This window comes from Streptomyces sp. NPDC058001, assembly GCF_042886315.1.
Classification (GTDB): domain Bacteria; phylum Actinomycetota; class Actinomycetes; order Streptomycetales; family Streptomycetaceae; genus Streptomyces.
In genome coordinates this window covers 177,143-198,934 of the sequence record NZ_JBHVQT010000005.1, presented here as the reverse complement: position 1 = coordinate 198,934, position 21,792 = coordinate 177,143, and the positions used below count along the sequence as shown (strand labels likewise).

The window sequence follows — 21,792 nt, the reverse complement described above, 5'->3', positions numbered from 1 at the left end:
CCGGAGGATCACTTCCGTATGCGCACTTACAGCACCATCGCTACAACCGCCGCCCTTGCCTTGGCCCTGGGCACCACCGCCCTCATGGCGCCGGCCGCCCAGGCGGCCTCCACGGCAACGGCCACCGTCGTCCACGGGGACAGCGAACTCTGGTACAAGGCCGCACCCGGCCAGCAGAACAAGCTGACCGTCGACGAACAGATAGAGAACCGCGGTGAGTTCGAGTCGTACTACGTCCTCACCTTCCACGACCGGTACGACATCGCCATCGACGCGAGTGCGGCGACCTGGGACGAGTGCACGTATCCCACGCCCGGCGACCGCACCGTCGTACGCTGCGCGGTCGAGATCCCGGTGAACTCGGACGACTCGGACAGCTACGACATCGACCTCGGCGACAAGGACGACACCGCCACGCTCGAACCGGACAGTCACGCATGGGCCGGGGTCTACGGGGGCTCGGGCAGTGACGTACTCAAGGGGTCCGCGTCCGCCATGCTCCACGGCGGTGGCGGGGACGACCGCCTGGACGGCGGCGGTGGCCCGTTCGGCTTCGGCTCCTACGGCGGTCCGGGCAACGACATCCTCACCCACTGCGGGCAGGACTGCTTCGGCGGGCCGGGAAACGACTCCCTGACCGGCACCGGCGAGGAGAACACCCTGCACGGCGACGACGGCAACGATGTCCTGCACGGCAAGGGCGGCGCCGACGTCCTCTACGGCGGCAAGGGCAACGACAAGCTGTACGGCGAGGCGGGCAACGACACCCTCTGGGGCAACAGCGGTGACGACGTCCTGTGGGGCGGCTCGGGCACCGACAAGCTCTCCGGCGGTCCCGGCCGCAACGAGCTGCACCAGAACTGACCTCAACCCCCGTCGTCGGCATGGGCCCCGAACCAACTCGCCGGCCCAAGCGCTCGTCTGACGCCGGGGCGGCCTTCGTCCGGTGATGTGCTCCGGCCAAGGTGCACATCACCAGGACGAAGGCCGTGCGAGTGTCGCGGCGCGGGCCCGGGGGGCCGGCGAGTGCTCAGGCGTAGAGAAGTTCCGCCTGCCACTGGTCCTGTGGCTGGTGGTGCAGGTCGAGGTAGGTCGCGGCCAGCGTCTTGGGAGCGAAGCGGGGGTCTTCACCGCCGATGTATCCGGCGACGGTCACGGTGGTCACGTGCACGTCGGAGCCCTGCTGTTGTTTGTGCAGGGCCTGGACATAGGCCCGTAGTGCCGCTTTACCCACCGACAGCGAGGTGTACTCGGGCGACGGGTGCAGGGCGAAAGCGCCGCCGGTGAACAGCAGGCTTCCCCGGCCGCCTCGCAGGAGCGGAAGGACCGTCCGGGCCGCGACCATGGCTCCGGTGACGTTCACCGCGAGGGTGTGCGCGAAGTCCTTCGCATCCGGTCCGGTGGGTGTGTCGGGGGCCAGCAGGGCCGCGTTGTAGACGAGCAGCTCCGGCGCCCCCAGGTCGTCCGCGGCCTGGGCAAGCGCTGCCCGCAGGCCCTCGGAGTCGGCGACGTCCGCCTGGTAGGCGTTGGCCGTACGGCCTTCGGCCACCAGCCCGGACACGTATTTCTCCAGGCGCGCGACATCACGGCCGAACAGCGCCACCGGGTTGCCGTCCCGCGCGAAGGCTTCCGCGAGGGCCAGACCGAGGCCGGGGCCTACCCCCACGATGAACGCGGATCCCTTACTCATGGATTGCTCCACCTTTCTTCCGACTCGCCACTGATCCTCCAACTGCCGTACTAACGCGCGGTCGTGAACTGGGGCAGGCGCGCCATGATGGCCTGTATCTCGGCGTCGTCGGAGACGCCCTGGAAGTCGTGGCGCGGCGTGTAGGGCGTTTCGAGCGCCCGGATCTCCTCGTCGCTCAACTCGATCGCCGTCGAGGCGACCGCGTCATCGATCTGCTGCGTCGAACTCGCCCCGACAAGGGGGGCGGTGACGACCGGCTTGCTGTGCAGCCAGGCGAGGGCCACCTGCGCGCGCCGAACGCCCCGGGCATCGGCGATGCGGCCGACGGCGTCGACGATCTCGTGGTCGGACGCTTCGGTCAGCGGTGTGTACAGCATGTCGGCGAACCCGTCGTTGCCGCTTCGCGCGGTCGACTTCGCGTCCGTCCACGCACGGGCGAGGCGCCCTCGGGCCAACGGGCTCCAGACAACCGTACCGACGCCCTCGTCGAGACACAGCGGGATCATCTCGCGCTCCTCCTCGCGGGCGAGCAGGTTGTAGTGGTCCTGCATCGACACGAAGCGGGCCCAGCCGTGTTCACGCTGGAGGTGCAGCGCTTTCGCGAACTCCCAAGCCGGCATGGATGAGGCCCCGAGGTAGCGGACCTTGCCGGCCTTGACCAGATCGTGCAGCGCCTCAAGAGTCTCCTCAAGCGGGGTCGCGTGGTCGTTGCGGTGGATCTGATAGAGGTCGATGTAGTCCGTGCCGAGGCGCCTGAGCGAGTGGTCGATCTCGGTCATGATCGCCTTGCGGCTCAGGCCCTTTCCGTTGGGGCCCGAGCGCATCGGGTTCCGTAGCTTGGTCGCGATCACGACATCGTCGCGGTGGGCGAAGTCCCGTAGCGCTCGGCCGAGGATCTCCTCGCTGGAGCCCTGCGAGTACACATTCGCCGTGTCGAAGAAGTTGATCCCCTGCTCAATGGCGTGCTTGATGAGTAAGCGGCTCTGTTCCTCGCCCAGCGACCAGACCGGGTGCCCGCGGTCGGGCTCGCCGTATGTCATCGCACCGATCGCTATCGGCGAGACATCAAGACCTGTGGTGCCGAGCTTGACGTAGTCCATGACGGTCTTCTCCTTCCAATCCTTCCAAGGTGTCGCATGACGGGGAACTCCGCGCGGTGTGGTCGCCAGTGCGGTCCGCGCGTTGCGGTGCGATGCCATGCAGTGCCGTGCGTTGCGGTGGCGTGCCGGGAATGTGCCGGGCAGAACACGCGGTCAGCCGTGAACGCCACGGTCGCGGCATCGTCGGATGCGTACCGTCCACGCCATCGTCAGATGCGTACCGTCGTCTTGCCGCGTGCGCCGCCCGCGGCGTTCCGCGCCAGTGCTTCGGGGATCCGGTCCAGCGTGACGCTCTGCTGGATGGGGACCGTGATCCTGCCCGCCGCGGCCTCGGCGGTGATCCGGGCGAGGAGGTCCGGCTTGTCACGCATCTGGAAGTTGGTTACCGCGATCCGTTCGGAGGTGAGCAGGTCCGGGGGCGCGGTGAAGGTCACGGACGCAGCCGCTCCGCCGTCGCGGACGAGTCCGGCGTAGTCGCCGAAGCGTGCTGCGTCGCGGGTGAGGTCGAGGAAGGTGTCCACTCCGCCGGGATGTGTCCGGCGGACCTGCTCCGCCACGTCGCCGGTCGTGTAGTCGACCGTCCCGGCGGCGCCGAGTTGCCGAATCCACCGGTCGGCGTCGGGCCGGGCGGTCGCGATGACTTCCGCGCCGAACGCAGCCGCCAGTTGGACGACGAACACACCTACTCCCCCGGTGGCCCCCACGATCAGGACCGACCGCCCGGCTCGCACACCGATGGCCTCAAGGGCGCCGAGCGCGGTCATGCCCGCGGTCGGCAGCGCCGCCGCGATCTCGGCGGGCATGCCGTCCGGGACACGCTGGAGCGCCCCGCGGTCCGGGAATTCCGTGACCACTGTGTAGTCGGCGAACGTGCCGTTACCCAAGGGCGCGCGGAGGAATTGCCCGTGCACGAGGTCACCGACCGTCAGCCCGCGCACCTCTTCCCCTGCCTCCGTCACCCGGCCCATGCCGTCCACGCCCAGGACGAGCGGGTTCGTGTGCGGCATGCTCAGCAGGCCCTCGGCGATGCCCATGTCGACGGGATTCACCGACGCCGCCTCCAGTGCGACCAGGACCTCTCCTGGCGCCGGGCGGGGGACGGGCATCTCCATCAGTTCGGGTGTGTCACCTGTCCTGCGTACCGCGACAGCACGCATGGCTGACCTCCTGCTTGTCGACCGATCTCCTGTCCCGCCCTTTGCCGCACGGACCGTTCCGGGCGCCGACGGACGGCGGTGACAAACACCAGTCAACGTGGCACGGCGACGGACCTGAAGGACCGATTCGAGCGCCATTGATACCCTGCGAGTATGAATGACTTGGAGACGCGGCAGCTCCGGTACTTCGTCGCGGTCGCGGAAGAACTGCACTTCGGGCGTGCCGCTGAACGGCTCGGCATGGCGCAACCGCCGCTGTCCCGCGCGATCCGGGACCTGGAACGCCAGCTCGATGTCCTGTTGCTCCGGCGCACCACGCGCCAGGTCACACTCACGCCGGCCGGGGAAGTCCTGCTGCGGGACGCCCGGACCGCGCTCGACGCGATCAGCGCCGCCGGCCGGCGGGCCCGGCACGCCGGCGAGCCCACGCCACGGCTGCGGCTCGCGCTCAAGCCCGACATCGACGGCGGCCTGCTGCCGCAGATCCTCGACGCGTACGCCGAAGAGGAAGCAGCCCTGCCGGTCGAGCTGGTGCTCGGCCGATTCGGCGAGCAGGCGCAGGCGGTACGGGACGGCCGCGCCGACACCGCGCTGCTGCTCGCCCCCTTCGATGAACGCGGCCTGGACTCCGAACCGCTGGCCACCGAACCTTTCCTGGTCGCCCTGGCGGCTGCCGACCCGCTGGCTGCCCGGTCGTCCCTGCGCCTGGCCGACCTGGCGGGCCGCAGCCTTCCCGACGGATCTCCGGCGGACCACGGGCCCGCTTCCGGACGCCACAGGTCGACCGGGGCACGTGACCGTCAGACCGGCCCGGTCGGGGACGACCCGCTCACGGTGAGCGCGGCGCAGAGCGCCTCGGACCTGCCGCAGATCTTCCGGCTCGTCGAGCTCGGCAGCATCGTCTGCTTCTTCCCCACCTCGGTCACCCGACGGTATCCGCGACCCGAGATCGCCTACCGGCCGGTCAGCGACGTGGAACCGGCCACGCTGGCTGTGGCGTGGCCGCAGGACTCACACTCCGCAGCCGTCGCCGCGTTCGTCCGAACAGCCGCCAAGGTCGCGGCGGATACCCCACCGGACACCGGCGGCACCACGGACGGCAGCCGTATGGAGCCGGCTTCAACCGATGAGCTTTCGTGGATCGGGCAGTCCTCACTGGGCCGGGACGGCGGGCGTCTCGGGGCTGAGGAAGGGTAGTGCGCGGTGAAGTTGGTTGTACAGGAGTTCCTGTCGCTGGACGGGGTGACGCAGGGGCCCGCGTCCCCGGAGGAGGACACCACCGGCGGGTTCACGCGGGGAGGCTGGCTCGCGCCGCACCTAGACGACGGGTTCATCCGGATCGTCACAGGCTGGCTCGATGACGTGGACGGATTCCTGTTCGGACGCCGTACTTATGACAACTTCGCGCGTGACTGGCCGAAGATGAACGACCCGGCCGATCCGATCGCCGCCACACGAGGTCGTGCAACTCGCGTGCGATGGCGCTGCGTTCCGCGACTCGGGCGGCCAGCAATTTTTGCCCGGCGCGGAGTTCCTGCTGTTCCGCGTGCTCACGGGCATGCAGCGCGGCGTCGCGGGTCACACGCACGTACGCGCCCAGAAGCAGCGGCAGTCCAGCGACGATGCCCATCTTGTAGAGCACCGGGAGGAGTTCGCCGGGCAGGTCCTCAAGGCGGTTCGCCGCGACGGCGATCGCGAGTGCCGTCGCCCCGGCGACGGGACGGCGCCCGGACTGGCGTACCGCCAACTCGAAGAGGGTGACGGCGGCCAGCACCTTCAGCGAAGAAGCGGTGTTCGCGCCCAGCGCGTGCGCGGCGACGAGCAGGACCGACTGCGCCACGAGCGAACCGAACGCCCACTTGCCCGCAGCCAGGCACAGCACGAGCCCCGCTGCGGCGAAGCCCCCGCCGCGTGCCCCCAACGGCCGCTCCAGCAGCAGGAGATCGCCGACCAGGACGCAGGCGAGCGCCAGGACCCGTATCACGGCGAAGCGTCTGTCGAACCCGATCTCGATCCAGGGTCGGTTCACGCGGCTCACGATAGGCGGACGATTGTCCGCCCGGTCTCCTGCCGTCGCAGGAGGACGCCTCCTCCTACCGGCCCGATCTCCGGCCCGTGGACGGAGCCGGGCGCCCGGGGCCGGCTGCGAGCGTGATCGTCATGGATACGCATACGAACACGGACGCGAGTACCGAGCCGAACGCGAAGTCCGAGGACACGGGGCGGCGATCCCTGCTCGGTGGTGCGGTCGCCCTGGGCCTGGCGGGCGCCGCCTTCGACACCACCGCACATGCCGTCGGCGCCGATTCCCGGTCCCGTGGCAAGAGCGGCCGTTTCCAGGGTAAGTCGGTGCTCGTCACGGGTGCCACATCGGGCATCGGCCGGGCGGCGGCGAAGGCGTTCGCCAGGGAGGGCGCTCATGTCGGATTCTGGGGCAGGCGAGCCGAGTTGGGGCGCCGGGTGGAACGGGAGATTCGGGACGCGGGTGGCGAAGCCACGTATATCCAAGCCGATGTCCGGGTGGCCGCCCAGGTGCAGAGCTTCGTGGACCGGGTCACGAGTCGTTACGGCTCCCTCGACGTGGCCTTCAACAACGCCGGAATCGGTGGCGGCAAACTGCCTCATGAGATGACCGTCGAGGAGTGGGACGACATCCAAGCCACCAACGCCCGGGGCGTGTTCCTCGCGATCAAGTACGAGATTCCCCACATGCTCAGGGCGCGGCGCGGCGTCATCATCTGCACCTCGTCATCCGCGGCCGAACAGGCGCGGCCGAACGGCGCCGCGTACACGGCGAGTAAGCGGGCGGTGCACGGCATAGTGAAGTCCGCGGCGCTCGCGTACGGGCCCAAGGGCATCAGGCTCAACGCCCTGCTGCCCGGCACCACCGACACACCCTTCGTCCGTCCGCCGGGTATCCCGGACGCGGAATGGGCGAAGTACAAGCAGGCGTGGGGACCGCTCAACGTCGACGGTCTTGAGCGGATGGCCGAGGCCGAGGAGATCGCGCGCGCGGTACTCGGGCTCGCGTCCGACGACTTCCCCTATATGACGGGTGCGTCGATCGCGGTGGACGGCGGAGCCACCGCGGGCCGGAAGATGATCCCACCGAGCGGTGGCTGAGACGGGTAGAGCCGAGTAGAGCCGGATATGGGCGGCTGGCTGGGCAGCGGCACGCCTCGATGTCGCCGCCGCCGACTACCGGGGGACCGCTGATTCCAACTACGCCTGATCTCGGGACGCGTGGGCGAGGAGCCCGAGTTTCGGTACCAGGACTCCGGGCTGCCCGAGGGACCGGAAGTCGCGCTCGACCGCTGCCAGGTCAAGGGCGCCGGCGCGCACGGCGTGGGACCGGACGACCGACCACAGGAAGACGTCGAGGTTGTCGAACTGTGTGTGGGCTTCTATGACTTGCTCTTCGTGGAACCACACCGCGACCCGACCGCTGGTGAGCACGACGTAGTAGTTGCTTGCGCCGTCGCAGCCGATGGACCACACATCGTCGCCGGAAAGCTCCGTCTCATAGTCGGAGTCCAGGATCTCGCAGTCGTTCGCTGCGAAGTCGAATCCGTACGACCAGTCATAGATATCGAGAAACTGCGCCATGGTTCCCGATCGGACCTTGCGGTCGAAACCGGCCAACGCGGTCGCTGCGTCGGGCGGGAGCTTGGCGAGGAACGGTTCGACCGGGCGGGTCGACGCCGGGATGTCAACGCGAGGTTCGTCGGGGAACCAGCGCCCCAGATCGGCGTCCAGATCCCGATCCACGTACCCGGCCAACTGATCAACGGTGAGAGCCATGCGGTGAGGCTAGCCGAAGGAGGTTGAGCCGGTATGAAGGTCGGCCCTGCTCAGCGAGAGGCTTCGAATCCGGCGATCCTGGGTTCCGGTGCGGAGGTCCCCGGCACAACACCTCACACGGGGCTCGGGTACTCCCCCGGCAGCGTTTCTGGCTGCGCGTCACCGAACCACTCCCCGCCGTCGCGGCACACTCGTCGCCAGCGTGGCGCAGGAGGGGCTGATGCGTCTGCGCGCACAAGTGAGCGCCGCGTCCTGACGCGGCGCTCCCGGCGCTGATGCTGATGCTGATCGAAGAGGAGAGGCCGCCACGCGGGCGGCCCGGCGACTCGCTCCCTCTCACTCCACCAGTTCGACGATGGACAGTTCGTCGGTGCTGGAGAGCAGCTTCTTGCCGACCTCGGCCATGTGCTTGGCCCAGAACTGCTCGGCCTCGTCACCGGAGCCCTTCTCCATGAGGCCGACCAGCTTCTTGTGTGCCCGGTAGGCGCTGTCCCGCTGCCGGTCTCCGTCGGCCCACCGCAGCAAGGCGGCCTGCGCGTGCCGTTTGGAGATGTGCTCAAGGGTCTCGGCGATCACGGTCATGGTGACATTGCCGGAGAGCGCGACCAGGGTGGTGTGGAAGCGCCAGGCGGCCTCGGGGAACCGGTCGGCGTCACCGCGGACCTCGTACTCCTCCTCCAGCAGCGCCCGCAGGCGCGCGAGGTCGTCGTCGGTCGCCGTCTCGGTGACCATGCGTACCGCCACCGGCTCGAAGAGCATGCGAAACGCGTAGATGTCCGCGAGTGTGCCCTCGCGCAGTTGCAGCAGCATGCTGATGCTGCGGGCCGTCACCGACGTGTCCGGGTGGCTGACGACCGGACCCCGGTGCGAGCCGCGCCGCACCGTGATGAGCTGCTGGGACTCCAGCAGCCGCAGCGCCTCACGCAGGGTCGGCCGGGAGACGTCGTACTCCTCGACCAGCGAGGACTCGGACGACAACGAGTCACCCGGCTGCAATTCCCCGCCGAGAATCTTGTGCCGAAGTTCCGCGGCGACGATCTCGGCCATCTTCGGCAGGCGTCGACGCCCTACGGCAGTTTTCTGATCGTTTCACTGACTCTCCGGCACGCGTTGCCCCATCTCCGGGATGTTCTCCTGCGGGCCCTACACAAATGAACCCCCATTGAATGTAGCCCTCGAAATCCATCTAAGCTAACTATGACGTACTGGTGTTAGCTGCGTTGATACTGGTCACACCCCGCGAAGGGGAAGCGGCTAGGCTGAGATCATGCCGTCTCCACGCCGCACCGCACGCCAGACCGATCTGCTCGAACGACTGGTGGCGCTGCTGACGGCCGAGGGGTTCGCGTCGTTCACCCTCGATGAACTGACCGAGCGGCTGCGGTGCTCGAAGACCACGTTGTATCAACTGGCGGGCAGTAAGCAGGAATTGGTCCGGGAAGCGGTCAAGCACTACTTCCAGGAGGCGACCCGGTCCATCGAGAAACAGGTGGCGGACGCCTCAGAGCCCTCGGACCGCGTGGTGGTCTATCTGAACGCGGTCGCCGAGCAGCTCAAGCCGCTGTCCCGGCAATTCCTCGACGATATGGCCCAATTCGAGCCGGCCCGCGAGGTGTACGAGGCCAATACGCGCATTGCCGCCGACCGGATCCGGCAGCTCATCACCGAAGGGGTCGCCGCCGGCGCCTTCCGGGACGTCCACGCCGCGTTCGTGGGCGAGGTCGTCGCCGCCACCATGCAGGAGATCCAGCGCGGCCAGATCGCCACCCGCACCGGGCTGTCCGACTCGGAGGCGTACGCCGAACTGGCGTCCCTCATCGTCCACGCGGTCTCACCCTGACGGGCTCCGGCTCCGGACAGCTTTCTATGCCCCAGTCGCGCAGGACCGCCCCGGTGTCGGCGCCCGGTTCGCGCGGGGCCGACGGCCGGCCACTCGGGGTGCGGGAGAACCGGGGGGCGGGCGCCGCCTGAAGGACTCCCTCAACCTCGGTCAAGGTGCGCCGGGCCACCGGGTGCGGGTGCGCGCCCGCCTCGGCGAAGGTGAGCACCGGGGTGACACAGGCGTTCGTCCCCGCGAAACGCGCCGCCCACGCGTCGCGCGTACGGGAGGCGAACAGTTCCGTGAACCGTGCCCGCAGCACCGGCCAGCCGACGCGGGCGCCCTGGGCGGGCGGCCGCGCGGGATCGAGTCCCAGGCCGTCGAGCAGGGCGGCGAAGAAGTGCGGCTCCAGCGCCGCGACGGCGACGTACTCGCCGTCGGCGCACGCGTAGGTGTCGTAGAAGGGGGCGGCTCCGTCAAGCAGGTTGGCGCCGCGTTCGTCCGACCAGACGCCCATGCCGCGCACGGCGAGTGTCATCTGGGAGAGCAGGGCGACCCCGTCGACCATGGCGGCGTCGACGACCTGTCCGGCTCCGGAGCGTGAACGCTCCCAGAGCGCGGTCAGGACACCGACGACCACGAGCATGGACCCGCCCCCGAAGTCCCCGACCAGGTTGAGGGGTGGGGGCGGCGGTCCGTCGGCGCGGCCCATCGCGTGGCGGGCGCCGGTGAGGCCGACGTAGTTCAGGTCGTGTCCGGGCTGCTGCGCGAGCTGGCCGTCCTGCCCCCAGCCGGTGATCCGCGCGTACACGAGTCCCGGATTGCGGCGGCCACAGTCGTCGGGGCCGATCCCGAGCCGCTCGGCGACGCCCGGTCGCAGGCCCTCGGGCTGTTTGAGGTCCGCGGCGACCGAGCGGCGACCGCGCAGCACGATGTCGGTCGCGCCGGCCGGGCCGAGCTGGAGCGCGCGTCCGGCGGGCCGCTCGACGCGCACGACGTCGGCGCCGAGATCCGCCAGCATCATGGCCGCGTGCGGAGCGGGCCCGAGCCCGGCCAGCTCAAGAACACGCAGTCCGCCGAGGGGACCGGCGGATCCATCACGGGGAAGCATGGCTATACCGTACTTCAAGCGATACTCTTGTATCGCTCAAGGTATCAATATTACCCAGTGTCACGACCGAGGAACTGCCATGCCCGCTACCCGGACGCTTCCCACACCGGAAGCCGTCGACCTGATCAACCTGGCGCGCGAGCTGACCGACAAGGAACTCGCCCCGCGCGTCGCGGAGGCGGAGGCCGAGGAGCGGTTTCCCCGTGACCTCTTCCGCACCCTCGGCCGCGCAGGGCTGCTGAGCCTGCCCTACCCCGAGGAGTACGGCGGCGGTGACCAGCCGTACGAGATCTACCTCCAGGTGATCGAAGAGATCGCGGCCGTGTGGTCCAGCGTCGCGGTCGGCATCTCGGTGCACGCGCTGTCCTGCTTCGGCCTCGCCGTCTTCGGCACCGAGGAGCAGAAGAAGGAGTGGCTTCCCGATCTGCTGGGCGGCGAACTGCTCGGCGCCTACTGCCTGTCCGAGGCGCACGCCGGCTCCGATCCCGGGGCGATGCGCACCCGGGCCGTCCGGGACGGCGGCGACTATGTGCTCAACGGCGCCAAGGCATGGACCACACACGGTGGGCACGCGGACTTCTACACGGTCATGGCGCGTACGTCCGAGGACCGTTCGCACGGCATCTCTTGCTTCCTGGTCCCGGCCGACACCCCTGGCCTGGTCGCCGACCCTCCCGAGCGGAAGATGGGGCTGACCGGTTCGGCCACCGCCACCGTGCGCCTTGAGGATGTGCGGGTCCCGGTGCGGCGCCGGATCGGCGAGGAGGGTCAGGGGCTCACCATCGCTCTGGCCGGGCTGGACTGCGGACGGCTCGGTATCGCGTCGGTGGCCGTCGGTCTGGCCCAGGGCGCGCTGGACCACGCCGTGCGCTACGCCAAGGAGCGGGAGACCTTCGGCCGGCGCATCATCGACCACCAGGGCCTGGCCTTCGTCCTCGCGGACATGGCCGCGGCGGTCCAGGCCGCCCGCGCCACCACGCTCGCCGCCGCGCGGCTGAAAGACCAGGAACTCCCCTTCGGCTGTGAGGCGTCCATCGCCAAGATGGTGGCCACCGACAACGCCATGAAGGTCACCACCGACGCCGTCCAGGTGCTGGGCGGCTATGGATACACCCGTGACTTCCCGGTCGAGCGCTATATGCGGGAGGCCAAGGTCATGCAGATCTTCGAGGGCACCAATCAGATCCAGCGCCTGATCATCAGTCGTGCGCTGCAGAAGGACGACCGAGGCAACCTCAGGGTGCCGAGCAAGGAGAACTGATGCGCGTCGACAACACCGCTGCGATCGTCACCGGCGGAGCGTCCGGCCTCGGTGCCGCGACCGCCGCCCTCACCGACGGCGCCGCCGTCCAGGAAGCCGTTACCACCGCCTCCTCTGGCGGTGTCCCGCTGCGCACGGACGTCAACTGCGCGGGGATCGGCCCCTCCATGCGCATCCTATGCTGGTCACCGCGTACCCGTGGACCAGGCCGGGGTAGGCGTAGTCCGCGCCGTAGGTGGCCCGGCCGCTCACCTTGAGGGGCCCGTCCACCCGTTTTTTTGGGGGGGGCGGCCGATGACGGGTGCGGCCATGTCACGGCTCCAAGCTCATCAGGGCCCGGAGCAGAGTCCGGCGCAGCAGGGGGACTGGACGCCCCTGCCGTCCAGGGCGCGAATCGCCCGAAGGGCCGTTGATATCGCCCCTCCTGAAGAACCGTCAGAGCCTGACCGTTTCTAGACGGTGAGTCCGGTGGCGATCGCCTTCAGTTCGGTGTACGCGTCGATCCCGTGGCGCCCGTACTCGCGCCCGAAACCACTGTCCTTGTACCCGCCGAACGGCGCGTCCCAGTGACGCGGTGCGCCATTGACCGTGAATCCTCCGGTGCGCACCGCGCGCGCGACCTCGACACCGTGCACCGGATCGGCGGTGAAGACCGCGCCGTTCAGTCCGTACGGCGAGTCGTTGGCGATACGGATGGCGTCGGCCTCGTCCTCGTACGGGATGACGACGACGACCGGTCCGAAGATCTCTTCCTGCGCGATACGCATCGCGTTGTCTACGTCGGCGAAGAGCGTGGGCCGGACGTAGTAGCCGCTCTCCAGACCTTCGGGTGCGCCCGGCCCGCCCGTGACAAGGCGGGCGCCGTCTTCGATGCCGGACGTGATGTACGACTGCACCCGGTCACGCTGCCCCTCACGGACCATCGGGCCGATGAAGGTCTCCGGGTCGGAGGGGTCGCCAACCTTCAGGCTCGCGGTGAGGGCGCCGAGCGCGGCCACGATCTCCTCATACCGACTGCGGGGGGCGAGGACGCGGGTGAGGGCGACGCACGCCTCACCGTTGTTCGAGAAGCTGCCGTACCGGATCCCTTCCACGACGCGGTCCAGGTCCGCGTCTTCAAGGATGATCGCCGCCGACTTGCCGCCGAGTTCCAGGCTGACCCGCTTGAGCTGTCCGGTGGCCACGGACGCGATCTTGCGTCCCGCCACGGTGGAACCGGTGAAGGCGACCTTGTCGATTCCGGGGTGGCCGACGAGGTATTCGCTGACCTCGCGATCGGCCGGGAGCACGCTGAGCACTCCCTCGGGCAGTCCGGCCTCGGCGAACAGTTCTCCGAGCCGGACGCCGTCGAGCGCGGTCTCGGGCGACGGCTTGAGTACGACGGTGTTGCCGGCCAGCAGTGCGGGGATCAGTTTGACCAGCGCCGACTGCTGCGGCGCGTTCCAGGGGATGACCGCCGCCACGACTCCGACCGGCTCACGCCGCACGAGCGTGCGGAACCCGGAGGCATCCACGAGTTCTTCTTCCCAGGGGTGGTCGGCGGCCAGGCGCAGGAAGTCGTCGGTGCGGTCGTTGACGATGTTCTGCAGCATCCGCGTGAACCATATGGCCGAGCCGTTCTCCGCGGTGGTCAGCGCGGCCAGTTCCTCGGTCTCGGCCCGGTGGAGGCGCGCGAAGCGGGTGATCACCTCGGCCCGCCCGGACGGGGTCATCCGGGGCCAGGGACCTTCGTCGAAGGCCCGGCGCGCCGCGCTGACAGCCCGGTCCACGTCCTGCTGGACGGCTTCGGGAACCCGTCCGACGAGACGGCCGTCGTGGGGGGATCGGATCTCGAAGACCCGCTCGGAGGCGGGTGCGACCCACCGCCCTCCGATCAGCAGCTCTTTGTAGTGGTAGTGGCCCGCCGGGTGGATGTGCTCGTGCTCACTCATGATCTTCTCCCTGCTCGGAAGCGGTGATGCCTGCGTGAGTTAGTACAACACCGTTGCGCTAACAACGCAACGCCGTTTTGCTAAGGTGGCCTCATGACCACCCCGTTTCAGCGCGCCCGCAAACCGGAGCACAAGGAACAGCGCCGGCACGACATCCTGAACGCCGCCGCCACGCTCGGCCGCCGCAAAGGCGTACGGGCGGTCACCCTCACCGACCTCGCGGCCGAGGCCGGCATCCACAAGTCGGCCGTCCTGCGCTACTTCGAATCACGCGAGGCGGTCTTCCTCCTCCTGACCGCCGACGCCTGGCAGGACTGGGCGGCAGCTCTCGACGAGGCGGTGCCGTACGCGGCCGGCCCGCAGAAGGTCGCCGCCGCGCTCGCCGACACCCTCGCCGACCGGCCACTGTTCTGCGACCTGCTCACACACGCGCAACTCACCCTCGAACGCGGGGTGTCCGAGCAGGAGGTGCGCGCCTTCAAGATCACGACCCTCGATGCCGTCGACCGCGTCACCGACACCCTGACCACCGCCATGCCATGGGTGTCCCGGGAGCAGGCGATCGATCTGATCGCCGGGGTAACCGCGATAGCCGCGTCGCTGTGGCAAACCGCGAACCCGCCGGACACCCTCGCCCGCCTCTACGCCGAGGACCCGGCCCTCGCCCACACCCCCATCGAATTCGCCCCCAGACTCAAGCGGCTGGCGGCACTCCTCCTGGCAGGCACGACGACCCCGACCGAGGGCGACCCCTCGCAAAAGCACACATGAACCCCACTACACGCTGGGTCCCTCACACGCCTGCCAACGGTGGGTGTATCCCTCTCGCAGTGGCCCGCCGATCAGGTCCAGGAGTTCCGTCACCGCGGCTGCCAGCGGGGCTGGATCGGCCTGTTCCGCCACCGCTTGCTGGCCATCCAGCAACGCCTTGCCGAGAGTTGGGGCAGCAGCCAGGAGCCGACGGGGCAACCATTTACCGATCCCCGTCCACGCGCCGTAATGAGCGGTGCCCAGGTGGGCCGCCTCCCTCAACACGTGGTCGGCGATGACGAGCTGTTCATGGCGGCTCCCGGACGAGGAATCCACCAGGTCGTCCAGGTAGCAGGTCAGGACGTAGCGGCCATGCCTCCATTCCTCGGCCGTCAGCGAAGGCGGCCCCGAGGCGATCACCTCGCGCGCCAATTGCCGCGTACGAGCCACGTACCCATGCGGATCGGCGAGAGTCAGCCCCTGGGCATAGACGAAGACGACCGTCGCACGTCGGCGGGCCCGGTCCCACTCGAAGAACTGAGGTACGTCACCAAGGGCGTTGAGGAACACTTCCACGAGCCGGCCCTCATGGCGGATCACCTCCCGACCGCTCCCCGCGTCGTCCGGGAGAAGGACACCGATGTCGAGGTCGCTGGTCGCGGTGGCGCGGCCCTGGGCGATCGAACCGCCGAGAACAGCGCCCAGGGCCTGCGGAAACAGCTCAACCGCCAGGCGAGTGGCCTGAGAAAGCGCCGCTTCTTGATCGCTCATGGGAGCCCATCGTGCCAGGTCGGGAGGATGGGTCCGCAGGCATCGACCGACCGAGCCTCTCAGGTGCCCCTCTCCAACACTCCGTAACACGTGGTAACGCTTGATAGCGCGTCGTATCACTTGGTGACGACGTTTGGTCCGTTCCGGGCGCCGTAAAGGTCTTGACCGACGTCCGTCTCGTTCTGTTACGGTCCGGGCAGTTGCCTGGGCCCGCCTTGGTTCGGGCCCAACGTTCGCGTTCCGCCGGTGATGGGGGTGGCGGTGAGGGCGAGTGTCCCGTCCTCCCGCAGTCCTGGACGTCCCCAGGCGGGCCACGGGTCGCGTTTTCGCCCTCATATCTGAGTGGCAGGCGCCGGCGACCCGGGTGTGGCCCGCCCTGCCTGGCGGCGATGAAGGACATCCCCGTGCAGTCGACCGCGTACGGTTACCGTCCCTTGCTGCGCACACCCGGTGCCGCCGCCTTCTTCCTCACCGCTGCCGCCGGTCGTGTGGGACTGGCCATGACCGGCCTGGGGTTGGTCTGGCTCCTGCATGCCCGCACCGGTTCCTACACCACCGCCGGCCTCGCCACGGCCGGTTTCGCCCTGGCCGACGCACTGATCGGCCCGCAACTGGCCCGCCTCATCGACCGATTCGGCCAGACTCGTGTCCTGCCGTACGCCCTGCTCGTCCACGGCGCCGCGATCGGTGTCGTCCTCGCGTCGTCCACACCGACGGTGGCGATCGTCGCCGCCAGTTGCGCCGGCGCGTCCGTACCGCAGCTCGGGGCACTTTCATCGGCCCGCTGGGTGCACCTGCTGCGCGGCGACCGTGCCGACGAGTTGCCCACCGCCCTGTCCCTGGAATCGGTGGCCAACGCCACCGCGTTCCTGATCGGACCCGTCCTGATCACCACGCTCGGGGCCCTCGGCGCCACGGCACTCGCCACCGCCATGGCCGCGGCTCTGGTCCTGGGCGGAGGAGCCGCGCTCGCCGTGCAACGCCGTACGGCACCCCCCACCGCCCACGAACACGGCGGACTCCCCCACTCCGGAAAGACATTGCTGCGGCCGGGTTTCCTTCTCCTCGCCTCACTCAACCTGGCCATCGGGCTGTACTTCGGCACCATGCAGGTGTCGATCAGCGCCTACGCCACCGGGCACGGCATCCCCGGCGCCGCCGCGGCGATCATCGCCGCCGCGGGTCTCGGCGGGCTGCTCTGCGGCTGGCTCTACGGGCTGCGGCGACCCCGGATCCCGCCGTCCCGCCAACTCGTCATCGCCACCGCCTATCTGACGGTCACCGCGCTGCTGCTTCCCCTCGCACCGTCGGTGATCTGGCTCGGCGCCGACGCGGTGGTCACCGAGGCGGCGGTCCCGCCTCTTCTTGTCCTGCTGAACGTCCCCACCGAGCGAGCCGTCCACCCCGGTGTCCTCACCCAGGCGTTCACCTGGAACAACTCGGCGAGCGCGGCCGGTTCGGCCCTGGCGGGGTTCCTGGCCGGCCGCGCCGCCGACACACTGAACCCCGCCGCCGCCCTCGCACTCGCGCCAACCGCCGGGATCGTCCTCCTCACCCTCTCCGTCGGCTTCCGGCGGTCGGCAAACTCATCCGGTCGTCTCTCTGAAGGCCCTCCGCAGTGCCCAGGTGTCCGGTGACGTTGTCCGGGAATGGGCTACCCCGGTCCGAGCGTCCGGCCAGATGTCGAACCGGCCCCAGCGGAGCGGCCGCCGCCATCAATCGTGCGCCGATCAATGGCCGCAAGTCGGCAATCCCCGTACCTACTCAGGCCGAACCTGAGTAGCAGAACCGAGGCCGGGTCTCCCCGGCGGCGCGACCCTTGGGTCCAGGAGATCCGCAGCGGACTCCGCCGCAGCGAGGAGACGCGTCATGACGATGGCATTGCAGGGACCGGCCCGTTACGAGCGTCAGCGCGTCGCCGTGTGGGCCGCGGGCGGCTACGCCGCGCTCGTCGTCGGGCTCGCCGTCTGGATCGAGGCACTCATACTGTTCGACGACCCCGGATTCGCGGGTGTCTGGCTCATCTGGGCGACACTGCCCATCGCCATCCCGCTGTCCGCCCTGCCGATCCCGAATGCGGCGTTCCTCCCGCTCCTGACGGTAGGGGGTCTCGCCCAGGCTTGGGTGCTGTGGCGAGTGGTGCGGGGGAAGCGGTTGAACTGAGGGCGCCGGCCGTGTACCTCCTCGGCCGTACCGCTCACCGGGCGGGCGGGTTCACTCCCAGGTGTGCTCCCAGACGTGCTCCCCTGTGTGCTCCCAGACCTGCTCCGGCGATGGTCAGCCGAGCCAGCGGCCATCGCGCATGAGGTCGCGTCCTCGTAGCTCGTTCGCCTCACGCCACGCCTGGATGCGCCGCGGCCGGATCAGGAAGTACTGGTAGGTCTCGGCGAGTTCCCTTGGGTCGAAACCGGTTCTGGTCGCGAACGCGTCGCCCCTCTCCTGGGTGAGGTCGGCGATGTCCACCGGCTCGGCGGTGCCGACCACGATGACGACGTCGCGCGTCGGCCCGAGGCTGAGCCGCACCCGCTCGTCCGCCAGCAGGTTGCGGCTGGTGACCGAGGCCCGCGGCGTCACGACGAGGAACGCGGTCCCGTCCCAGAGGTACGAGAGCGGGATGAGGTGGACGCCGTCCGGTGAGCCCGACGTCGCGACCCAGAGGTCGACGTCGCTCTCCAGCCTCGCGCGGGTGTCCCGCAGCCTCTCCTCAAGTCCACGCGGCGGCGCGCCCTTCATGGTTCCTCCAGTCACTTCGTGAAGAGCCCTTCCTTGAGGGGACGGGCTCCGTCGGTCGTCGGTCGGTTCACCTGAAGCGCGAGTTTCGCGGACACCATGGTCTCAAGCCCGGCGCGTCAGGGTGCGGGTGCCGGGGAAACGGCCTCCCATGCGAACCCGTCCGGGTCCGTGAAAGACCCGCCATCGCCACCGATTATGAGCCGGTGCGATCCGGTGCCGTCGGGAGAGACGCCGGCGTCCTTGGCCAGGGCACGGCGCCGGTAGAGCGCCAGTTTGACGGGACTCGACCCGGCGGCGAACTCGACGTACACGCGGCCGAAGCTTTTCGCCACGGCGATGCCCTGGCCGACGTAGAACCGCTTGCTCGCTGCCACGTCCGCGACTCCCAGCAGGAGCACGATCTCGTCGAACTGCCGGGTGGCGGGGCCGGTGTCCTTCTTCGCCGAGGTCGCGATCTTCCAGATCGTCCCGTCCGGGGCTTGTACGACACCTCCGTAGCCCCAGAGCGACTTCGCGGCGGGCTTCAGTGATGTGGCTCCGGCGTCGAGGGCGGCGTCGATGAGGCTGTTGACATTGGCCGGCTGGGACACGGTGAGTGACAGCGTGAACCCACGGAAGCCGGTCGTGGGTGCCTCGGAGGCCCGCAGGCGTATCTGCGTGTCCAGGCAGAAAGCGGTGGTGTAGAAGCGGTGGGCGGCCTCGGGGTCGGCCACATCAAGGGTGACGGATGCGATGGATGTCATGGCCATCACGCTAGGGCGGCGCGGCGGCCGGCGCTTCTCCAATCCTGATCGGTGACACCACCGGACACCATCGACCATGAACGATTTCCGAGTCCGGTCAGCGTCGGCTCCCTCACCGCGCTCCATGCCGACACGTTCGGACGCGCCGACGAGGCCGACCCGCGGTGGTGGCTCGTCACGTGACTGGAGACGATCTCCATGAGGAAGCCACCTAATCTGGACAGTGTGACGGGAAGCCCGAGAGGGTGACGCAGCGGTATGGAACGGACCTCGGCCACCAGGGTGCGGCCCTGGTGGTGGGCGGTCTCGGCCGTCCTTCTCGCCTCGGCGGTGGTCGCCGCCGTCGTCCGCAGGGACGAGTTGGTCTCGGCGGTTCACCTGCTGGCCGATGTGCGCCCCGCGCGGCTGTTGACGGCCGTGGTGTGCGAGGCCGTGTCGCTGGAATGTCTGGTGGTGCTCCAGCGGTGGCTGCTGCGGACCGGAGGTGTGCGGATACGTCTCTGGGTCGTCGGAGCCGTCGTCTTGGCGGCGAATGCCATCGCGGGGGTGCTTCCCGGCGGGGCCGCGTTCGCGGCGGCCTGGGTGTTCCGCCGCTACCGTCTGCGCGGCGCGGGACGGGCGCTGGCCGGGAGTGCGCTGCTGGTCGCCGGAGCGCTGTCGGGGCTGAGCCTCTTCGCGTTGCTGCTGGCCGGTTCGCTGCTCGGCGGCGACTCGGGACCCAGTGCCGTGTTGCGGCCGGTGGTGCTCGGTCTCTCGGCCCTCGGGGTTGTGGTGGCGGTTGTGGTGTACGGGCTGTCCCGGTTCCACCGGGTCCGGGTGCGTGCGTGGCGGGCATGGCGGCGGATCGGGCTGCGGTCCCCGCGTCTCCTGGCCCTGGAGGACGACCTGGCCGGCCTCGGGCGGCGAGTCCGCACCGCCCGGCCGGGTCCCCGCGGCTGGCTGTGGCCCGCTTGCCTCGCGTTGTCCAACTGGGTCCTGGACATGGCATGCCTCGCCGCGTGCATGTGGAGTCTCGGCATCGGCGTCCCCTGGCGCGGACTCGTGGTCTCGTACGCGCTCACCCAGCTCGCGGGAAGCCTGCGTCTCACCCCCGGCGGTCTGGTCGTCGTGGAGACGAGCCTCACCGCGCTTCTCGTACTCGACGGCCTGAGCACACAGAACGCCATCGCGGTCACCCTCCTGTACAGGGTGATCAGTTACTGGGCCCTCCAACCGATCGGCTGGGGCAGCTGGCTCGCGCTCACCATCAGCGAGAGACACCGGTCACCCAAAGGCTGACAGCCGGAACAAGGACTGTCTCGCGACAGGCGAGCGGTTGAGGCAGTGGTCGGAACCAGATCATTTACGGGACATCACTCAGGCACGGAGCCAGCCTCGCTGTACGGCGTGAACGCCGGCTTGGAAACGGCTTCGGGCTTCGAGGCGGTCCATCAGGTCCGCCGCGATGCGGCGTGCGGTGCGCGGGGAGATGCCGAATCGTACGGCGATGGCCTCGTCGGTCAGGCCGGTGGCGAGGAGTTTGAGCATCTGGGTCTGCTGGCCGGTCAGTCCGTGGGCGCCGGTGGGGGCGGTGCCGCCGAGGGGTGTGGCCGACTCCCAGGTGGCTTCGAAGAGAGCGCACAGAGCAGCGATGGTGCCTTCACCGGTCAGGAGGGCGGCTCCGGTACGGGCATCGGCCATGTCCGTGGGCAGCAGCGCCTGTCGCCGGTCGAAGATGATCATTCGGACGGGTAGCGAGACGACTGTGCGTACCGCCGCACCGCGCTGGTTGAGCCAGTTCACATGCTCAAGGGTGGGTTTGTCGTTGCGCACGCTGTCGAGGTAGACGGTGCGGCTGATGATTCCGCGGTGCAGGAGTTCTTCGTTGGGTCCCCGGCTGGCTGCCAGGTCGGCGGCGGTGTGCGCACCGCCTGGCGCGAAGGTCATTATCTCGGTCTGTGCCTGGCGGGCGAGTTGTCCGAGGCGCTCGCGGATCGCTTCTGGGCCGATGAGCTGTTCGTCGTCGGCGGCACGGGGACGTATGCCGGAGCATTCAGCGATGAGCCGCGCCGCGGCAGCCCGTGAGGCTTCGACGCGTAACTGCTGGGCAGCCAGGTCGGCTTGCTGACGCGCGAGCAGGATCTCCATGGCCATCTCAGGGGTCACAGCCCGCAGGCGACCGTTCTCCTCGTGCGGTGAGGGCTGGACGATGGCCAGGGCGCTGAGCTGGTCGAGGCTGTCCCGGACGGCCTCCTCGGTGGTCGCCAGCCGCTGCGCCAGCTGCTCCACTCCTGCTGCGGGGTGGGCGAGCATCACCCGGTACACGTTCTCCGCCATCGGCGAGAGCCCCAGGGTCTCCAGCACCTTGTCTCCTTCACACCGCGCGCAGTTGGCGAGGTTCTGAGGTACGGCGCAAGAGTATGGCGTGCGGGGCCTCTTCATGCAATGGCATAAAGAGGCCCCCGCGGATTACTTGTGGGGCGAATTTGCTGGCCTTGATGCTCGGAGTCATGTATCTCGTTCATGCGGAACTCCGCCGGACGGACAATGCGCCTCTTCCTTCGGATGCCGTTCGTCTGATTCTTGACAGCCGCGGCCCTGATGAGGGGGTCGAGCATGTCGTAGTCCACGCCGGCACCGAGGACGGCGGCCCCCTGGTGGGATTGTTCGTGGTCGCTTCGGGTGTGGAGGAGGCCGAGCGGGTTGCTACCCGGGTGTGTCTGCGCGCACTGGACGATCAACCGGAACTGGCCGGGTTCGCACTGACGGGCTGCGCGGTCCGGTTGGTCCCTGGATTCTTTGACCTGCAGTTTCGCCAGGAGCCTGGTGGACAGGATATGCCAGGTCCTAGTTAGGACACGGGATTCCACTTTCTCGGGTTCCGCTCATCGGCGACATTAACAAATGTCGCATGCGCCGCACGATCGTCTGTTCCGCGAGCGCAGT

At 69.1% G+C, this 21,792-nt stretch carries 23 protein-coding genes; 11 read left to right on the top strand and 12 right to left on the bottom strand.

What is annotated here, in order from left to right; genetic code table 11:
- Positions 1–18 precede the first annotated feature (18 nt).
- Positions 19–864 carry a calcium-binding protein gene (locus ACFVT5_RS13645; protein WP_389885795.1) on the top strand — a complete coding sequence of 282 codons (846 nt, stop codon included), beginning with the start codon at positions 19–21 and terminating at the stop codon, positions 862–864.
- A gap of 166 nt (positions 865–1,030) precedes the next feature.
- Here the strand turns inward: ACFVT5_RS13645 and ACFVT5_RS13640 are convergent, their stop codons facing one another.
- The 3 genes from ACFVT5_RS13640 to ACFVT5_RS13630 all read right to left on the bottom strand — a co-directional run bounded on the left by ACFVT5_RS13640 (position 1,031) and on the right by ACFVT5_RS13630 (position 3,947).
- The gene (locus tag ACFVT5_RS13640) at positions 1,031–1,690 is read right to left on the bottom strand and encodes an SDR family NAD(P)-dependent oxidoreductase (protein ID WP_389885792.1); all 660 of its coding nucleotides are present in this window, start codon (positions 1,688–1,690) and stop codon (positions 1,031–1,033) included.
- Between the two features lie 50 nt (positions 1,691–1,740).
- The gene (locus ACFVT5_RS13635) at positions 1,741–2,790 is read right to left on the bottom strand and encodes an aldo/keto reductase (protein WP_389885789.1); all 1,050 of its coding nucleotides are present in this window, start codon (positions 2,788–2,790) and stop codon (positions 1,741–1,743) included.
- Positions 2,791–2,999: 209 nt separating this feature from the next.
- Positions 3,000–3,947 carry an NADP-dependent oxidoreductase gene (locus ACFVT5_RS13630; RefSeq protein ID WP_389885787.1) on the bottom strand — a complete coding sequence of 316 codons (948 nt, stop codon included), beginning with the start codon at positions 3,945–3,947 and terminating at the stop codon, positions 3,000–3,002.
- 153 nt (positions 3,948–4,100) lie between these two features.
- Between ACFVT5_RS13630 and ACFVT5_RS13625 the strand changes: the two genes are divergently transcribed.
- Entirely contained in the window at positions 4,101–5,144 is a 1,044-nt protein-coding gene (locus ACFVT5_RS13625; protein ID WP_389885784.1) for a LysR family transcriptional regulator, read from the top strand.
- Between the two features lie 145 nt (positions 5,145–5,289).
- Here ACFVT5_RS13625 and ACFVT5_RS13620 read toward each other — a convergent pair whose 3' ends face one another.
- Entirely contained in the window at positions 5,290–5,976 is a 687-nt protein-coding gene (locus ACFVT5_RS13620) for a hypothetical protein (protein ID WP_389885781.1), read from the bottom strand.
- A gap of 131 nt (positions 5,977–6,107) precedes the next feature.
- On the opposite strand from ACFVT5_RS13620, the gene ACFVT5_RS13615 reads away from it, so the two are divergent.
- A complete protein-coding gene (locus ACFVT5_RS13615; RefSeq protein ID WP_389885778.1) occupies positions 6,108–7,070 on the top strand; it encodes an SDR family NAD(P)-dependent oxidoreductase in 963 nt (320 codons plus the stop codon).
- Positions 7,071–7,169: 99 nt separating this feature from the next.
- Here the strand turns inward: ACFVT5_RS13615 and ACFVT5_RS13610 are convergent, their stop codons facing one another.
- Both ACFVT5_RS13610 and ACFVT5_RS13605 read right to left on the bottom strand, forming a co-directional pair.
- The gene (locus ACFVT5_RS13610) at positions 7,170–7,748 is read right to left on the bottom strand and encodes a hypothetical protein (RefSeq protein ID WP_389885775.1); all 579 of its coding nucleotides are present in this window, start codon (positions 7,746–7,748) and stop codon (positions 7,170–7,172) included.
- A 336-nt stretch (positions 7,749–8,084) separates the two neighbouring features.
- Positions 8,085–8,795, bottom strand: a complete 711-nt coding sequence (locus tag ACFVT5_RS13605; RefSeq protein WP_389885772.1) for a FadR/GntR family transcriptional regulator — start codon at positions 8,793–8,795, stop codon at positions 8,085–8,087.
- A gap of 220 nt (positions 8,796–9,015) precedes the next feature.
- On the opposite strand from ACFVT5_RS13605, the gene ACFVT5_RS13600 reads away from it, so the two are divergent.
- On the top strand, positions 9,016–9,588 hold the full coding sequence (locus ACFVT5_RS13600) for a TetR/AcrR family transcriptional regulator (protein WP_389885769.1): 573 nt from the start codon (positions 9,016–9,018) through the stop codon (positions 9,586–9,588).
- On the opposite strand, the gene ACFVT5_RS13595 is transcribed toward ACFVT5_RS13600, so the two are convergent.
- On the bottom strand, positions 9,563–10,678 hold the full coding sequence (locus tag ACFVT5_RS13595) for a CaiB/BaiF CoA transferase family protein (protein ID WP_389885766.1): 1,116 nt from the start codon (positions 10,676–10,678) through the stop codon (positions 9,563–9,565). The genes ACFVT5_RS13600 and ACFVT5_RS13595 overlap by 26 nt on opposite strands.
- Before the next feature lie 79 nt (positions 10,679–10,757).
- Here ACFVT5_RS13595 and ACFVT5_RS13590 point away from each other — a divergent pair, with 79 nt between their 5' ends.
- Entirely contained in the window at positions 10,758–11,939 is a 1,182-nt protein-coding gene (locus ACFVT5_RS13590) for an acyl-CoA dehydrogenase family protein (protein ID WP_389885763.1), read from the top strand.
- 452 nt (positions 11,940–12,391) lie between these two features.
- On the opposite strand, the gene ACFVT5_RS13585 is transcribed toward ACFVT5_RS13590, so the two are convergent.
- Entirely contained in the window at positions 12,392–13,870 is a 1,479-nt protein-coding gene (locus tag ACFVT5_RS13585; RefSeq protein ID WP_389885760.1) for an aldehyde dehydrogenase, read from the bottom strand.
- Positions 13,871–13,963: 93 nt separating this feature from the next.
- Here ACFVT5_RS13585 and ACFVT5_RS13580 point away from each other — a divergent pair, with 93 nt between their 5' ends.
- Positions 13,964–14,641, top strand: coding sequence for a TetR/AcrR family transcriptional regulator (locus tag ACFVT5_RS13580; RefSeq protein ID WP_389885757.1), 678 nt, complete (start codon positions 13,964–13,966; stop codon positions 14,639–14,641).
- A 6-nt stretch (positions 14,642–14,647) separates the two neighbouring features.
- Here the strand turns inward: ACFVT5_RS13580 and ACFVT5_RS13575 are convergent, their stop codons facing one another.
- Positions 14,648–15,391 (bottom strand): nucleotidyltransferase domain-containing protein, encoded by a 744-nt coding sequence (locus ACFVT5_RS13575; RefSeq protein ID WP_389885754.1) that lies wholly within the window; start codon positions 15,389–15,391, stop codon positions 14,648–14,650.
- A gap of 389 nt (positions 15,392–15,780) precedes the next feature.
- Here ACFVT5_RS13575 and ACFVT5_RS13570 point away from each other — a divergent pair, with 389 nt between their 5' ends.
- Both ACFVT5_RS13570 and ACFVT5_RS13565 read left to right on the top strand, forming a co-directional pair.
- Positions 15,781–17,028, top strand: coding sequence for an MFS transporter (locus tag ACFVT5_RS13570; RefSeq protein ID WP_389885751.1), 1,248 nt, complete (start codon positions 15,781–15,783; stop codon positions 17,026–17,028).
- Positions 17,029–17,260: 232 nt separating this feature from the next.
- Positions 17,261–17,554: an SCO4225 family membrane protein gene (locus tag ACFVT5_RS13565; RefSeq protein WP_389885749.1), complete on the top strand. Its 294-nt coding sequence runs from the start codon at positions 17,261–17,263 to the stop codon at positions 17,552–17,554.
- A gap of 114 nt (positions 17,555–17,668) precedes the next feature.
- Here ACFVT5_RS13565 and ACFVT5_RS13560 read toward each other — a convergent pair whose 3' ends face one another.
- Together ACFVT5_RS13560 and ACFVT5_RS13555 are read right to left on the bottom strand one after the other, a co-directional pair.
- Complete coding sequence (locus ACFVT5_RS13560) at positions 17,669–18,124, bottom strand: pyridoxamine 5'-phosphate oxidase family protein (protein ID WP_389886645.1); 456 nt, start codon at positions 18,122–18,124, stop codon at positions 17,669–17,671.
- 116 nt (positions 18,125–18,240) lie between these two features.
- Positions 18,241–18,867, bottom strand: a complete 627-nt coding sequence (locus ACFVT5_RS13555; RefSeq protein ID WP_389885746.1) for a glyoxalase — start codon at positions 18,865–18,867, stop codon at positions 18,241–18,243.
- Between the two features lie 51 nt (positions 18,868–18,918).
- Between ACFVT5_RS13555 and ACFVT5_RS13550 the strand changes: the two genes are divergently transcribed.
- Entirely contained in the window at positions 18,919–19,050 is a 132-nt protein-coding gene (locus tag ACFVT5_RS13550) for a hypothetical protein (protein WP_389885743.1), read from the top strand.
- A gap of 75 nt (positions 19,051–19,125) precedes the next feature.
- Positions 19,126–20,145, top strand: coding sequence for a YbhN family protein (locus ACFVT5_RS13545; protein ID WP_389885740.1), 1,020 nt, complete (start codon positions 19,126–19,128; stop codon positions 20,143–20,145).
- 78 nt (positions 20,146–20,223) lie between these two features.
- Here ACFVT5_RS13545 and ACFVT5_RS13540 read toward each other — a convergent pair whose 3' ends face one another.
- The gene (locus ACFVT5_RS13540) at positions 20,224–21,210 is read right to left on the bottom strand and encodes a LuxR C-terminal-related transcriptional regulator (protein WP_389885737.1); all 987 of its coding nucleotides are present in this window, start codon (positions 21,208–21,210) and stop codon (positions 20,224–20,226) included.
- A gap of 146 nt (positions 21,211–21,356) precedes the next feature.
- Here ACFVT5_RS13540 and ACFVT5_RS13535 point away from each other — a divergent pair, with 146 nt between their 5' ends.
- The gene (locus ACFVT5_RS13535; protein WP_389885734.1) at positions 21,357–21,701 is read left to right on the top strand and encodes a hypothetical protein; all 345 of its coding nucleotides are present in this window, start codon (positions 21,357–21,359) and stop codon (positions 21,699–21,701) included.
- The last annotated feature ends 91 nt before the right edge of the window (positions 21,702–21,792 follow it).

Coding starts and splice junctions, on each gene's coding strand:
- ACFVT5_RS13585 (WP_389885760.1), bottom strand. CDS start 13,870: ATGAGTGAGCACGAGCACATCCACCCGGCGGGCCACTACCACTACAAA.
- ACFVT5_RS13575 (WP_389885754.1), bottom strand. CDS start 15,391: ATGAGCGATCAAGAAGCGGCGCTTTCTCAGGCCACTCGCCTGGCGGTT.
- ACFVT5_RS13640 (WP_389885792.1), bottom strand. CDS start 1,690: ATGAGTAAGGGATCCGCGTTCATCGTGGGGGTAGGCCCCGGCCTCGGT.
- ACFVT5_RS13560 (WP_389886645.1), bottom strand. CDS start 18,124: ATGAAGGGCGCGCCGCCGCGTGGACTTGAGGAGAGGCTGCGGGACACC.
- ACFVT5_RS13645 (WP_389885795.1), top strand. CDS start 19: ATGCGCACTTACAGCACCATCGCTACAACCGCCGCCCTTGCCTTGGCC.
- ACFVT5_RS13635 (WP_389885789.1), bottom strand. CDS start 2,790: ATGGACTACGTCAAGCTCGGCACCACAGGTCTTGATGTCTCGCCGATA.
- ACFVT5_RS13615 (WP_389885778.1), top strand. CDS start 6,108: ATGGATACGCATACGAACACGGACGCGAGTACCGAGCCGAACGCGAAG.
- ACFVT5_RS13570 (WP_389885751.1), top strand. CDS start 15,781: ATGAAGGACATCCCCGTGCAGTCGACCGCGTACGGTTACCGTCCCTTG.
- ACFVT5_RS13580 (WP_389885757.1), top strand. CDS start 13,964: ATGACCACCCCGTTTCAGCGCGCCCGCAAACCGGAGCACAAGGAACAG.
- ACFVT5_RS13535 (WP_389885734.1), top strand. CDS start 21,357: ATGTATCTCGTTCATGCGGAACTCCGCCGGACGGACAATGCGCCTCTT.
- ACFVT5_RS13545 (WP_389885740.1), top strand. CDS start 19,126: ATGGAACGGACCTCGGCCACCAGGGTGCGGCCCTGGTGGTGGGCGGTC.
- ACFVT5_RS13595 (WP_389885766.1), bottom strand. CDS start 10,678: ATGCTTCCCCGTGATGGATCCGCCGGTCCCCTCGGCGGACTGCGTGTT.
- ACFVT5_RS13590 (WP_389885763.1), top strand. CDS start 10,758: ATGCCCGCTACCCGGACGCTTCCCACACCGGAAGCCGTCGACCTGATC.
- ACFVT5_RS13610 (WP_389885775.1), bottom strand. CDS start 7,748: ATGGCTCTCACCGTTGATCAGTTGGCCGGGTACGTGGATCGGGATCTG.
- ACFVT5_RS13600 (WP_389885769.1), top strand. CDS start 9,016: ATGCCGTCTCCACGCCGCACCGCACGCCAGACCGATCTGCTCGAACGA.
- ACFVT5_RS13555 (WP_389885746.1), bottom strand. CDS start 18,867: ATGACATCCATCGCATCCGTCACCCTTGATGTGGCCGACCCCGAGGCC.
- ACFVT5_RS13630 (WP_389885787.1), bottom strand. CDS start 3,947: ATGCGTGCTGTCGCGGTACGCAGGACAGGTGACACACCCGAACTGATG.
- ACFVT5_RS13605 (WP_389885772.1), bottom strand. CDS start 8,795: ATGGCCGAGATCGTCGCCGCGGAACTTCGGCACAAGATTCTCGGCGGG.
- ACFVT5_RS13565 (WP_389885749.1), top strand. CDS start 17,261: ATGACGATGGCATTGCAGGGACCGGCCCGTTACGAGCGTCAGCGCGTC.
- ACFVT5_RS13625 (WP_389885784.1), top strand. CDS start 4,101: ATGAATGACTTGGAGACGCGGCAGCTCCGGTACTTCGTCGCGGTCGCG.